The 13,316-nt window shown below is 46.7% G+C and carries 15 protein-coding genes; 1 reads left to right on the forward strand and 14 read right to left on the reverse strand.

Annotated elements, in window-relative coordinates; genetic code table 11:
• Positions 1–10 precede the first annotated feature (10 nt).
• The 9 genes from ACJMLT_RS00670 to ACJMLT_RS00710 all read right to left on the reverse strand — a co-directional run bounded on the left by ACJMLT_RS00670 (position 11) and on the right by ACJMLT_RS00710 (position 8,607).
• Complete coding sequence (locus ACJMLT_RS00670) at positions 11–745, reverse strand: PP2C family protein-serine/threonine phosphatase (RefSeq protein WP_405725052.1); 735 nt, start codon at positions 743–745, stop codon at positions 11–13.
• A 199-nt stretch (positions 746–944) separates the two neighbouring features.
• Complete coding sequence (locus tag ACJMLT_RS00675; protein WP_405725055.1) at positions 945–2,027, reverse strand: hypothetical protein; 1,083 nt, start codon at positions 2,025–2,027, stop codon at positions 945–947.
• Between the two features lie 153 nt (positions 2,028–2,180).
• Positions 2,181–3,062 (reverse strand): DegV family protein, encoded by an 882-nt coding sequence (locus ACJMLT_RS00680; protein WP_405725058.1) that lies wholly within the window; start codon positions 3,060–3,062, stop codon positions 2,181–2,183.
• A gap of 226 nt (positions 3,063–3,288) precedes the next feature.
• Entirely contained in the window at positions 3,289–4,281 is a 993-nt protein-coding gene (locus ACJMLT_RS00685; protein WP_405725061.1) for an NAD(P)H-dependent glycerol-3-phosphate dehydrogenase, read from the reverse strand.
• A gap of 18 nt (positions 4,282–4,299) precedes the next feature.
• The gene (gene plsY / locus ACJMLT_RS00690; RefSeq protein WP_405725064.1) at positions 4,300–4,908 is read right to left on the reverse strand and encodes a glycerol-3-phosphate 1-O-acyltransferase PlsY; all 609 of its coding nucleotides are present in this window, start codon (positions 4,906–4,908) and stop codon (positions 4,300–4,302) included.
• Positions 4,908–6,233 carry a ribosome biogenesis GTPase Der gene (gene der, locus ACJMLT_RS00695; RefSeq protein ID WP_405725067.1) on the reverse strand — a complete coding sequence of 442 codons (1,326 nt, stop codon included), beginning with the start codon at positions 6,231–6,233 and terminating at the stop codon, positions 4,908–4,910. Before der ends, plsY begins: the two co-directional genes overlap by 1 nt.
• Positions 6,234–6,389: 156 nt before the next feature.
• Entirely contained in the window at positions 6,390–6,641 is a 252-nt protein-coding gene (locus ACJMLT_RS00700; protein WP_405725070.1) for an SHOCT domain-containing protein, read from the reverse strand.
• A 12-nt stretch (positions 6,642–6,653) separates the two neighbouring features.
• Positions 6,654–7,460, reverse strand: coding sequence for a peptidoglycan editing factor PgeF (gene pgeF / locus ACJMLT_RS00705; RefSeq protein WP_405725073.1), 807 nt, complete (start codon positions 7,458–7,460; stop codon positions 6,654–6,656).
• A 10-nt stretch (positions 7,461–7,470) separates the two neighbouring features.
• Positions 7,471–8,607 (reverse strand): ribonuclease HII, encoded by a 1,137-nt coding sequence (locus tag ACJMLT_RS00710; protein WP_405725076.1) that lies wholly within the window; start codon positions 8,605–8,607, stop codon positions 7,471–7,473.
• A 150-nt stretch (positions 8,608–8,757) separates the two neighbouring features.
• Between ACJMLT_RS00710 and ACJMLT_RS00715 the strand changes: the two genes are divergently transcribed.
• Positions 8,758–9,537 (forward strand): PhzF family phenazine biosynthesis protein, encoded by a 780-nt coding sequence (locus ACJMLT_RS00715; protein WP_405725079.1) that lies wholly within the window; start codon positions 8,758–8,760, stop codon positions 9,535–9,537.
• Between the two features lie 40 nt (positions 9,538–9,577).
• On the opposite strand, the gene ACJMLT_RS00720 is transcribed toward ACJMLT_RS00715, so the two are convergent.
• The 5 genes from ACJMLT_RS00720 to ACJMLT_RS00740 all read right to left on the reverse strand — a co-directional run.
• Positions 9,578–11,269 (reverse strand): ribonuclease J, encoded by a 1,692-nt coding sequence (locus ACJMLT_RS00720; protein WP_405725092.1) that lies wholly within the window; start codon positions 11,267–11,269, stop codon positions 9,578–9,580.
• Between the two features lie 525 nt (positions 11,270–11,794).
• Positions 11,795–12,097 carry a DUF1292 domain-containing protein gene (locus tag ACJMLT_RS00725; RefSeq protein WP_405725082.1) on the reverse strand — a complete coding sequence of 101 codons (303 nt, stop codon included), beginning with the start codon at positions 12,095–12,097 and terminating at the stop codon, positions 11,795–11,797.
• A gap of 135 nt (positions 12,098–12,232) precedes the next feature.
• The gene (gene ruvX, locus ACJMLT_RS00730; RefSeq protein WP_405725084.1) at positions 12,233–12,658 is read right to left on the reverse strand and encodes a Holliday junction resolvase RuvX; all 426 of its coding nucleotides are present in this window, start codon (positions 12,656–12,658) and stop codon (positions 12,233–12,235) included.
• Between the two features lie 27 nt (positions 12,659–12,685).
• Positions 12,686–12,946, reverse strand: a complete 261-nt coding sequence (locus ACJMLT_RS00735; RefSeq protein ID WP_405725086.1) for an IreB family regulatory phosphoprotein — start codon at positions 12,944–12,946, stop codon at positions 12,686–12,688.
• Between the two features lie 157 nt (positions 12,947–13,103).
• On the reverse strand, positions 13,104–13,316 hold a 213-nt coding region (locus tag ACJMLT_RS00740), incomplete at its 5' end, for a hypothetical protein (RefSeq protein ID WP_405725089.1).

Genomic DNA, 13,316 nt, shown 5'->3' on the forward strand with positions numbered 1-13,316 from the left:
TTTATCAGCCTCATCTGCATACATGTTCCGCTTTGCAAAATACCGCAGCAGCAGAAAAATTATCATTTCCCTGCGGAATTCTTTTTTCCAGAATCTCTTTCATTTTTTTCAGCCAGTCCGCTGGTTCTTTTGCTTCATTCAGTGTCGTTTCCATTTCCTTCTCATACACATATTCCCAGAAACCATCCGTACACAGCAGAAATGCTGTATCTTCTTTCAAGTCTGTCAGAGGAGAAATATCGGGTTTTGCATTTCCGTTGCCTAATGCCCTTAATATACGGTTCCTGTCTGCATGGAAACGGATTCCCTCCTGAGGGATTTCCCCCATCAGCACTGCCATCTGGGAAACGCTGTGATCCAGCGTCTGTACAACCAGCGTACCATTACAGAAATAATACAATCTGGAATCACCCACATGCATCCACCTTGCCTGTTCCCCCTCTACCTGAAGTGCAACCAGCGTGGTTTTCATATTGCCCATCATAGATGCCTGCTTTTCCTGCACTGCTTCATCGGCTGCTGCCGCCGCCGCCCGCATATGTGTTTCTGTCATAAGCCCCTGGCTTTCCCAGTGCTTCATCACCGCTTCTGCCGCTGCCATAGACGCAATTTTTCCGCCGTCATAGCCTCCCAGACCATCCCCGACAAATACACACAGATTTCCTTCCTTCTGACGGATACAAACCGTATCCTCATTTCTTTCTCTGCCGCCGATCTCCGACAGAAATGCCGTACTGATCTTCATTTTGCAGGCCTCCATTCTGTGATCCACATCAAGGATCTCTTATCTACTAGTCTAATTCCTTCCAAAATTCTGTCAAGTTTTCCTGACAGGTATTTTTACATGTTTTTCTGACATTTTCATTTTAGAGGACTGCACTTTCTCTTCATACAACTTTTTTCCAAACAAAAACACCTGTCCCAAAGAACAGGTGTCAGTATTTTTAAAACAATTCCGTCATCAGTGCTTCCATACGTTCACTCATAAACAATTCATCTTCCGGACGCAGGCAATACAATACCAGATAGTCAAACATATTTCTGGGGTCAATACGACTCATACCACAATCACGCAGCATGCGGTTCATCTGTTTTACATGCATTTCCAGAAATTCCGCCGCATCCAGATATTCCTCATCCAGCTCCGAATATTCCTCAGACAGCATACCGCCTGTAACAATATACAGCAACAGCAGGGTCTTTCTGTTTATATCTTCACTGCGGCTTTTCATGGCTTTAATGTTTCTTGCGCCGGGCCAGTATTTTTTTACGATTTTCTGTACATTGCTGTAGCCGGATGTTTTCTTATCCAACGGAACACTCAGGCGAAGATATTCATCCGCAATATATTCCATAGAATACTTTTCTTCTTCCTCCAAATTTTCACCAGAAAGAAGTGCCAGCAATTTTTCGAAGTATGTATATGCTGTATTATGGCTATCACCCATCTGCATACGGTAATTCAGCAGGAAAGAGAAAAAATCTTCCTCTCCCTTCACCTTCTCGAAAGCTTCCTTCATCATCTGCGTGGCAGGATCCTGGTATCCCTCTTTTGCCTGTCCGCGATTGACAAACTGTTCCGCCATAAACAGAGCATCCTGATAGCTTCGTTTATATTTCAGACAATAAGCGAAAATCGCTTCTCTGCCGTTTCTGTAATGAATCCCCTGTTCTGTCAGACGAATCAGCAGTTTTTCCGACTGTTCCAAACCAAATGCCATGGCAAAGCAGATCTGGAATACTTCCTCTCTGTCAGAAGGCAGATTTTTCCCATTGACCCAGTTACGCACTTTTCGTTTCAGGCTGTCCAACTGCACTGTTTCCTCTTCCAATTCTGATTTGATCTGATACAGACCTTCTACCAGCTGTTTTTCATACGCCTCATTCCCGCTGATCTCAATCAGGTTTCCATGGAAAGTGCGGATTTGCATACCGTTTTTCAGAAAGTCCACCGCTTCACCGGCAGTCAGGTTTTCACTTGTGATAAAATCCCATTGTTTTGCAGAAATTTCAGTCATTTTTTCCATGTTTATTTTCACGCCCTTACTGCATTATCCATAGTAGCATTTTTTTAATTATATTTCAGAACACCAGATTCATCAAGGTCAGAACATTTGTAATATCTTTATTCCACCTCATAAAAAAACCGAGCCTTTCGACTCGGTTCGTTTTCGTTGAAATTATGCACGTTCTTTGCCCCAGAAGCAAACAACGATGGTACCGGGGCCTGTGTGGCTGCCAATCATAGTGCCGATATCCCCAATCAGGATCTTGCCTGCCAGTTGCGGGAATTTTTCTTCGATCTGGCGGCTCAGTGCCTGTGCATCTGCTTCACAGGCAGAATGGCCGATATAGCATTTATCTGCGTAGTCCGCATCTTCTACGTTTTCTGCCATTTTGTTTACCAGTGCTTCCAGAACTTTTTTCTTTGTTCTTACTTTCTGCACCGCTTTCAGTGTACCATCAGCGGCAATACACAGCACAGGGCAGATATTCAGCATCTGACCCACAAAACCGGATGTTTTGGACAGACGACCGCCGCGGATCAGATATTTCAGGTCTGTTGCTGTCAGCCAGTGGTGTACTCTGCCTTTGTTTTCTTCCACCCACTGATGTACTTCGTCAATGGATCTGCCGGCATCGCGCAGGTCTGCCAGTGTATCCATCAGCATGCCATAGCCGCAGGCTGCAGAACAGGAGTCCACGATATAGATTTTTCTGTCGGGATATTTTTCCTGCATCATATTTTTTGCAATATTCGCTGCATTGTTTACGCCGGAAATACCGGATGCCAGTGTCACATGCAGGATATCCTTGCCTTCTTTCAGGAAAGATTCGAAATATTCTTCAAATTCCGCTACATTTACCTGAGATGTTCTTGTCATGGCGCCGTTTTCCATGGCTTTGTAAAATTCCGCAAAGGACTGGGACTGCCCAAGATCATCGGGATAATATGCTTCATCCAGATAGTAATGGAAACAAACATAGTGGATATCTCTTTTTTCAAAATGTTCTTTAGACAAATCTGCTGTGGAACAGCAGCTCAGGACAAACTCTTTCATTTTTATACCTCCAACATCAATTATTCTTTACAAAAAACAATATTTTTATCCGAAATGTAGTTTTCATTACCACATTATAAGCACTGAACCTCATTTTGTAAAGGTTACATTTTCTATGTTTTTGTCAAAAAATCTATTCTCTGTCCAGTATAGACCGCATCTTTCGAAATCAAACGTCCTTTTTTCCATGAAAAAAGCGTCCCCTTTTCGGAGACGCTTTCGCTTCTTATTCTTCAGATTTATGATCTCTTGTCATCAGTTCCAGAACGGCATCTTCTACATTTTTGCCTTCAAACAGAACCTGATAGATCGTCTGGGTGATGGGCATGGAAACATGATATCTTTCCGCCAGTTCACAGGCTGCCTGCACAGTGTTCACACCTTCTACGACCATCTTTACTTCATCCAGTGTTTCCTGCAGTGTTTTGCCCTGACCCAGCAGGATACCCGCTCTGCGGTTTCTGGAGTGCATGCTGGTACATGTTACGATCAGGTCACCGATGCCGGAAAGGCCTGCAAAGGTTTCGGGCTTGCCTCCCATAGCAATACCCAGACGTTTCATTTCCGCCATACCCCTTGTCATGATCGCTGCCTTTGTGTTATCCCCAAAGCCCAGACCATCGGACATGCCGGCTGCCAGCGCCATTACGTTTTTCAGCGCAGCACCCATTTCCACGCCGATCATATCTGTATTGGTATACAGACGGAACTGAGGATTTGCAAATTCTTCCTGCACCACCTTTGCCGCTGCTTCATTTTCACAGGTGATCAGGCATGTGGTAGGGATGCTTCTTGCGACTTCTTCCGCATGGCTGGGGCCGGAAAGCACGCATACTTCACACTGGGGTGCTTCTCTATGGATCACGTCAGAAAGACACAGCAACGTGCCGGGTTCCAGACCTTTGGCTACATTCACCAGAATCTGCCATGTTTTCAGATAGGGAGAAAAATCTCTCACCGTTTCTGCTACGGCACGGGAAGGCACAGCCAGAATGATGATCTCTGCCTCTGCCACAGCCTTTTCGCGGTCTGTTGTTGCCTGCAGGTTTTCCGGGATCACAACGCCCGGCAGATATCTTTCGTTTTTTCTATCATTCAGCAGTTCATCCACTGCATCCTGTCTTCTGGACCAGATCACGACTTCGTGTCCATTTTTTGCCAGCATCACTGCCAGAGCGGTGCCCCAGCTGCCGGAGCCAATGACTGTTACCTTCTTCATAATCCATGACCTCCAGTCTTATTTCTTTTTAGAACCAAATCTGTTTTCTGTACCATTTAAAAGTTTTTTGATATTCCCTCTATGTCTCCAGACTGCCAGGGCACTGAAACAGAGCGTGATCAGAACAATTTCCCGTTCATAGCCCAGAAAATAACAGCTGACAGGCAGACAAACGGAAAAGCCCAGAGAGCCTACAGAAACATAACGGGTGCCAAAGGCCAGACCAAAACCGATCAATGCATTTGGAATAGCCAGCAGAGGGTTTGTGGTAAACGCCAGCGCCGCTGTCATGCCGATCATAACAGCGATCCCCTTGCCGCCTTTGAAATTCAGATAAAACGGATAGTTGTGCCCCAGAACCGCCCCGGCACTGCCAAACAGACCGGCAACCGTTGCGTTGTCCTTGAAAATGGCACGGCAAATCAGAAAAGCAATGACAGATTTCAGGATATCCCCGATAAATACCATAGCCCCTGCCTTTTTGCCCAGCACACGCAGGGCGTTGGTGGTACCCAGATTGCCGCTGCCATGCTGACGCAGATCAACTTTCCACAGTTTGCCTACCACATGCGCCGTTTCAATACAGCCGATGCAATAGCCAATGATCATACAAATCAGTCGAAACATCAGTCTTTTTCCCCTTTTTCTCTTACAATAAAGTGAATTGGTGTACCTACAAAACCAAAGGCATCACGCAGCTGGTTTTCGATATATCTGCGGTAAGAGAAATGGAACAGTTCTCTTTCGTTTACAAAAATAACGAAGGTAGGGGGTTTTACAGACACCTGTGTCATGTAGTACAGTCTCAGCTGACGGCCCTTGTCGGAAGGGGGCTGCTGCATGGCTGTTGCTTCGATCAGAACTTCATTCAGAACGCCGGTGCTGATACGCAGGGCATGGTTATGATGTACTGTATCGATCATTTCCAGCATACGAGTGATTCTCTGACCTGTCAGAGCGGAAATGAAGCAGCAGGGTGCATAGTCCATATATTTCAGTTCCATGCCGATATCTTTCAGATATTTGTTCATGGTCTTTTCGTCTTTTTCAATGGAATCCCATTTGTTTACGGCAATGATAGCCGCTTTGCCTCTTTCGTGGGCAATACCCGCGATCTTGGTATCCTGATCGGTAATACCTTCGTTGGCATCGATCACCAGAATGGCAACGTCACATCTTTCTACCGCAGCAACAGCGCGGATGATAGAGAATCTTTCGATTTCTTCCTTGATCTTGCTCTTACGGCGCATGCCGGCTGTATCGATGAAGATATACTTCTGGCCATTGATCTCGATAGGTGTATCCACGGCATCACGGGTCGTACCTGCAATGTTGGAAACGATCAGTCTGTCTTCCCCCAGAATTTTGTTGATCAAAGAAGATTTGCCTACGTTGGGTTTACCGATGATAGCCACTCTGATCGCATCGTCTTCTTCTTCCGCTGCATCCTTATCGGGGAAATGCGCGATCACTGCGTCCAGCATATCGCCCAGACCCAGAGCTTGTCCTGCGGAAACGGGCAGGGGGTCACCAATACCCAGTTCGTAGAATTCATAGATCGCCATGGTATCGCGTTTTACGCTGTCTACTTTATTTACCGCCAGAACAACGGGTTTCTTTGTGCGGCGCAGCATGTTTGCTACTTTCAGGTCATCCTCTGTTACGCCTGTTTTTACGTCTGTAACAAACAGGATAACGTCAGCAGTTTCGATGGCGATCTGTGCCTGCTGGATGATCTGTCTCTGGATGATTTCTTCGGAACCGATTTCCATACCACCGGTATCGATCAGTGTAAATTTGCGGTCCAGCCATTCACAGTCGGCATAGATACGGTCACGGGTTACGCCGGGTGTATCCTGCACGATGGAGATGCGCTCGCCGGCAAGTCTGTTGAACAGTGTGGATTTGCCTACATTGGGGCGACCCACTACCGCTACGATAGGTTTGCTCATAATTTTACTCCTCCAAAATAATAAAAACACCTTTAGGGTTACAGTTGTCTTTTTGATAAATGGGCATATTCGCCCACTTTTCCATTCTGTTTAGTATATCACAAAAAGAAAGGAAGTGCCAATAATTTTTACACTTCCTTTTCACACCTGCTATTTTTACAGCATTTCCATATATTTTTTCTTTTTTTCTTCAAATTCCTCTTCGGAAAGGATGCCCAGATCTTTCAGTTCCTTCAACCGTTTCAGGTCTTCCGTCACTTCTGCCAGACTTTTCTTTTTGGAGGGCACCATGCCTGCCACCACACCAATGGCCTTCACGCCATCGGCCACCTTCGTCACTTCGGAAACACTGACCTTTGCCACTGCTCCCACTGTTTTTTTCATAATTTTTACTGCCGTATTGATCATGTTCTCACCCTCTTAAATCAGTTCCATGATACCTGCCATCACGCCGCGTTTTTCGCCCATACCTCTGTGGGAATAAAACCTTTCCTGATCGCATTTGGTGCAAAGACCACTGATCTCAATGTCTTTTACACCCATTTCCGCCAGCAGTCTGCGGTTGCATTCCCACAGATCCATTTTATATTTGCCTTCTGCTGTGGGGTCTGGTTCTACGATATCGTCCGTCCATGGAATATTCTCTTTGAACAGGTTCAGCACAGGCGCATCCATCTGGAAACAGCATTTGCCGATGGAGGGGCCAATGGCTGCTGTTACATCGGCAGGGTCTGTGCCGAATTCCTTCATCATCTCCTGCAGGATCTTTTCCGCCATGCGCTTGCCTGTGCCCATCCAGCCGCAGTGAGCCACGCCAATGGCTTTATTCTTTTTATCCAGCAGGAATACGGGCACACAGTCTGCCCCGAAAATTACCAGAGGGATATTTTTTTCGTTGGTGATCAGACCATCTACGTCGGTATATCCTCTGTCGATCCAGACACCCTTGCCTTTATCTTCCGCTGTTACTCTGCGCACATTGGTGGTATGGGTCTGCTGGCTTGTCACATAATTGTCCACCGTAAAACCAACGGCCTCCCCAAGGATGCGGTAATTTTCCCAGACAGGATCCTTCGCTTCCCCACGGGAAAGCCCCATGTTCATGGTCGCCCAGTGTTCTGTGCTGACACCGCCGTGACGGGTCGTAAAAGCATGTTTCACCATGCCTGTTTCTGCCAGATTGTCAAATGTTACATATTCCAATTTATCTTTTTTTACAATTGTCATAATTTTCTCCTTAGTTGATTTGGAAAGCATCTTCTGTATAACGGAAATAGGTCTTGCCATCCTGATTCAGCACCTCTGCCACGTCAAAACGGAAGTCATAGCCCATTTCCATCAGGCATTTCTGGGCAATATACACCTTCGCGCCACGGATGATGTTCTGTTGTTTCTGATAGCCTACCGCTTCCGCAGGTGTCCCCATCTCTTCATTCTGTCTGTATTTCACTTCCGTAAAAACAATAGTGTTCTCTTTTTTCGCAATGATATCAATTTCTGCTTTCAGGGCATGAAAATTCCGCTCCAGAATCTCATATCCCATTTTTTCCATCTGTTTCGCCGCCAGAGCCTCCCCCCGATGACCTTTATCCGTTGTGGTATCGCCATCCTGCGGCAGAAAATTCTTCACGAAGGTCTTGCGGTGGATGGGCGTGATCCCCTGTCTGCGGATACCTTCCAGATGCTCCGCCGCACCGTACCCCTTGTTGGATGCAAAACCATAGCCGGGATAAACTTCCTCATAGGCCTCCATCATGCGGTCACGGTATACCTTCGCCACAATGCTGGCCGCGCCGATGGACATACTTTTCGCATCCCCCTTGATGATCCCTCTCTGGGGTGTGGAAACCATAGGGATGGTTACAGCATCGGCAAGGATATAATCCGCTTTTGGTTTCAGCTGAGACAAGGCTTCCCGCATCGCCTCATAAGTCGCCTGCAGGATGTTTATTTCATCGATACGTTCATTGGAAACGACCCCGATGCCGTAGCTCACGGCCTTTTCCAGAATGATATCATAAAGTTCTTCTCTTTTCTTTGCGGAAAGCTTCTTGGAATCATTGACCCCTTCAATCTTACATTCCTTGGGCAGGATGACTGCCGCCGCTACCACGGGGCCTGCCAGAGGGCCTCTGCCCACTTCGTCGATACCCGCGATCAGGTCATAGCCCCCTTCCCAAAGACCCCTTTCATAGGTCAGGATCTCCTCCAGGCGCGCCAGTTCCTGCTGATGTTTTTCATATTTTTTCCGAAAAGAGGCCAGTGCAGTCTGGACACCCTTTCGGCTGTCTGCTTCAAACTGTTTCATCTGTTCCGGCAATGCTTCCATGGGGCAATTCCCCAAAATTTCCTTGATCTCGCTGATGGACTGCATAATCTCCCTCTTTTCCATTTTGTTTTGGTCTATCATACACCATTTTTTCTTTCCTTGCAATCTGCCCGATTTCTCATTGTCTGCGCCCCCGCTTTGTGCTATCCTTGTATCATCAGAAAAACAATTTTTCCCGACAAGGAGGTCATTTCCATGAAATGTTATCATGTTGACGCATTTGCAGAAAAAGTATTCGAAGGCAACCCCGCCGCTGTCTGTGTGCTGGACAAATACCCTTCCGACGAGCTGATGCTGAAGATCGCCATCGAAAACAACCTGTCCGAAACCGCCTTTGCAGTCAAGGAAGGCGAAAACTATCACCTGAGATGGTTCACCCCCGGCGGCGAGATCGACCTGTGCGGTCATGCCACACTGGGTACCTCTTATGTACTGTTCCGCTTCTTTGAAACAAAAGCAGAATCCATCACCTTCAACACCATGAGCGGCCCTCTGACCGTTGTGAAAAAAGGCGATCTGCTGGAAATGGACTTCCCTGCCTATGAACTGAAACAAATCCCCGTGACCCCTGAAATGGATGCGGCCTACGGTGTAAAAATTTCCGAAGCATGGCTGGGCCGTGACCTGCTCTGCGTAACAGAAGACGCCGAAGCTGTTCCCACCATGACTCCCGATCACAGCAAACTGGCAGAACTGGACGGCCTCCTGCAGCATATCACCGCCAGGGGTACAGACTATGACTGTGTCTCCCGTTCCTTCTGTTCCAAACTGGCTGTGCCCGAAGATCCCGTCTGCGGCAGCGGCCACTGCCATATCGTTCCCCTGTGGGCGAAAAAACTGGGCAAAGAGGAAATCATCGCAAGACAGGTTTCCCCCAGAGGCGGCACCCTCCATTGCAAAATGAACGGCACCCGTGTCACTCTGGCAGGTTCTGCGGTGCTGTATTCCATTGCTGATCTCTTTATCGAAGAATAACCGCATAAAAATAACCCCGACAATGTCGGGGTTTTCTTTTTTATACATCCATGATGATAGGCAAAATCATCGGACTTCTCTTTGTTTTCTGCCAGATATAATTTTTCAGGGCATCCTTGATGACGCCTTTGATATAGTTCCAGCTGGTGATGCCTTTCGCTTCGCATTCCTGCAGCGCTTCCAGCACCGCCTGACGGGCTTCATCCATCAGGTCTTCCGCTTCTCTTACATAAACGAAACCTCTGGAAATGATATCGGGGCCGGAAACGATGGTGCCATATTCCTTATCCATGGAAACAACGACTACCATCAGACCATCCTGAGACAGATGCTTTCTGTCACGCAGGACGATATTGCCAACGTCGCCAACGCCCAGACCATCTACCATGATCTGACCTGTAGGCACTGTGCCATTCACTTTTGCTTCATTCTGATTTACTTCCAGCACTTCGCCCAGCTTCATCACGAAAATATCATTCTTATCCATACCCATGGAAACCGCCAGATCTCTGTGGCTTGCAAGATGCATGAATTCCCCGTGTACGGGCATGAAGAATTTGGGTTTTGTCAGTGCTAGCATCAGTTTCAGTTCTTCCTGACGGGCGTGACCGGAAACGTGGATATCTTCGATATCGCCATAAACCACATCAGCACCTTTTTTCATCAGTTCATTTACCACACGGAACACGTTCTTTTCGTTGCCAGGGATGGCAGATGCGGAAATGATGATCTTATCATCAGGTTTTACATTGATCTGTTTATGTTCACCGGATGCAATACGGGACAGAGCGGACATAGTTTCGCCCTGGCTGCCTGTGGTGATGATGACAAGCTGATTATCCTGATAATTCTTTGTTTCGTTGATATCGATCAGTGTTCTGGGGGGTACCCACAGATAATCCAGTTCAGACGCTGTTTTTACCGCATTGACCATGCTGCGGCCGATGATGGCAACTTTTCTGCCGTACATATACGCCGCATTGATGACCTGCTGGATACGATGGATATTGGAAGAGAATGTGGCAACCATGATACGGTTTTTTGGTGTATCTTCGAAAATCTTTTCAAACACCTTACCCACGTTCTTTTCGGACATGGTAAAGCCTTTTCTTTCCGCATTGGTACTGTCACTCATCAGAAGCAGTACCCCTTCTTTCCCCAGTTCCGCAAAACGCTGCAGGTCGATGATCTCACCATCGATGGGGGTATAGTCCACCTTAAAGTCCCCGGTATGCACCACTACACCCACGGGTGTATGGATGGCCAGAGCAACGGAATCGGCAATAGAGTGGTTGGTATGGATAAATTCCACTACCATCTGACCCAGTTTCACCTTTTCCCCGGGCACCACGGTATGTCTTGTGGTGGAATCCAGCATTTTATGCTCTCTCAGTTTATTTTCCAACAGCCCCAGTGTCAGCAGTGTGCCGAATACGGGCACATTCAGCTGTTTCAGAATATAGGGCAGCGCACCGATATGGTCCTCGTGGCCATGGGTCAGCACGATCCCTCTGATTTTTTCCATGTTTTTGGTCAAATAAGAAACGTCGGGAATGACCAGATCAATCCCCAGCATATCGTCCTCAGGGAAAGCCAGACCGCAGTCGATGATGATGATATCATCGCCGTATTCCAGCACAGTCATGTTTTTACCGATCTCTTCCAGGCCGCCCAGCGCAACAACCTTCAGGTTCACCTTGGGTTTTGCCTTTGTTTTATTTCTGGTACGCAGCTTTGCCGTTACTTTTGCTGCCGCCTTCGCCGCTGTATTTGCAGGCGCTTTCGCCGTTTCTTTTGTCTGTTCTTTTGCAGGAGCTTTTGCTGTTTTTGCAGGGGCCTTTGCCGCCGCTTTCACAGGAGCCTTCGCCTTTGCAGGTTCTGTCTTCGCTTTCGCCTTTGTGTTATGATTCGCTTTGGAACTCTTTACGTTCAGTTCCTTTGCGTTCTTTTTCTCTGCCAAAAAACACACCTCCTTTTTCTCTTATTCTCTTTTATTCTTTAGTATGGCGTAAAAAAGTTCTCCTTAATCTTCAAAAATACTGTTCTTTTCCGAAAAAGAGAAGCAGAAAAAGAGCAGTCGGTTCTCACTGTCTGAAAAAACAATCCCGTCCCGTTTTTTCAGACCGCCATGAGTGCTGCCTCTCTAGGATCCGATATTTCTGCTGACCCCTTTTTTCCGCTCATTATTATGAAAAGGGATTGGCATATTTCATGCAGAAATATGCCGTACCATAATCCATTCGTAATTCTTTCAAACTTAGCCCAGTTCTACTGTATAATCTTCGCCCTTCTGTGCGAACAGGTCTGCCACGCGGTCAAATTCCGCGTCATCTTCCACCAGTTCGTAAGTAACATCGTCTGTGTTGATGGAAACTTCCTTCAGGATGATGGCATCTGTTTCATCATCGTCCATCAGTTCTGTTTCTACTACCAAGAGATAGCGTTCGCCGCCGCATGCCACATTATCGATAATGGAAAATTCCACTTCCACACCGCTTTCGTCTGTCATTGTTACTGTTTCAAATTCCATTTCGTTTACTTCATCATAAATATCAGCCATTAGATTATCTCCTCTCTTTGGGACTCTGTCCCAAACCCTGACAGGGGAATGATTCCCCTGCACCCCCATTGGCAAAAACTATCGTTTTTGCAGGGATACAATATTTATATCAATTTCAAATTTTTGTATTCGAAATCATTTTGCTTTACTGTCCAGATATCCCTGCAGGATATGCACAGCCGCCATCTTATCAATGACACTTTTTCTCTTATCATGGTTCAGACCAATTTCCCGCAGAGAACGTTCTGCAGCAATGGTGCTGAAACGTTCATCCCAAAGGATCACTTCCACCTTAGGGAAGCGCTTTTTGATCCGTTCGCAGAAATCGTTGGTCTTTACACATCTGTCCCCTTCGGAGCCATCCAGATTTTTGGGATAGCCCAGAACGATCACTTCTGCTTTATATTCCTCCACCAGTTCTGCCAGTCTGCGCATACATTTTTTAAATTCCATGGGATTATCCCTGCGGATGATCTCTACCCCCTGGGCTGTCCAGCCGAAGGGATCGCTGACTGCCACACCAATGGTCTTGTCGCCAAAATCCAAACCTAAAATTCTCAATACGGTTCCTCTTTCTTATTGTTCCGATTATTCGTTACGATCCAGATAATCTTTCACCAGTTCTTCCAGCAATTCGTCTCTTTCCAGTTTGCGGATCAGCACACGGGCATTCTGGTGGCTTGTAATATAAGTAGGATCACCGGACAGGATATAGCCCACGATCTGATTAACAGGATTGTAGCCTTTTTCTCTCAGCGCTGCGCTGACAGCCATCAGGATTCGTTTTGCTTCGTTTTCAGGTTCCTTTTCCAGTCTGCCAAAATACTGTGTTTCATGGATATTGCCCATACTTTTCACGCTCCAATCTTTGGGGCAAAGCCCCGGTCTCTATTTTTTCTGCATCTTTCTGCAGTTTTTGTTTCCATAATAATTATTTCTATGATACCCGAAACGAACCCGAATTGCAACCATCTGTTCCTTACGAATATATTACAATTGCGCCTGTTTATGCTTCCGCCACACCAAAAAGCTGTTCCTTTTCCGCTTTCTCGATCTTTGTTCTGCAGATCACATTGGTCAGGTCTTTTTCAGAAGTGCCATGCACCTTGATATAGTTGGTGGTATGCCCTTCGTAAATGCCCTCGCCAACAGCTCTTTCGTACAGAACCTCCACTTCCTTGCCTACGTAGGCCTGAATGAAATCATCGGCCATTTTGTC

Origin of the sequence: Anaerotignum sp. (assembly GCF_045122575.1) — a bacterium.
GTDB lineage: Bacteria > Bacillota > Clostridia > Lachnospirales > Anaerotignaceae > Anaerotignum_A.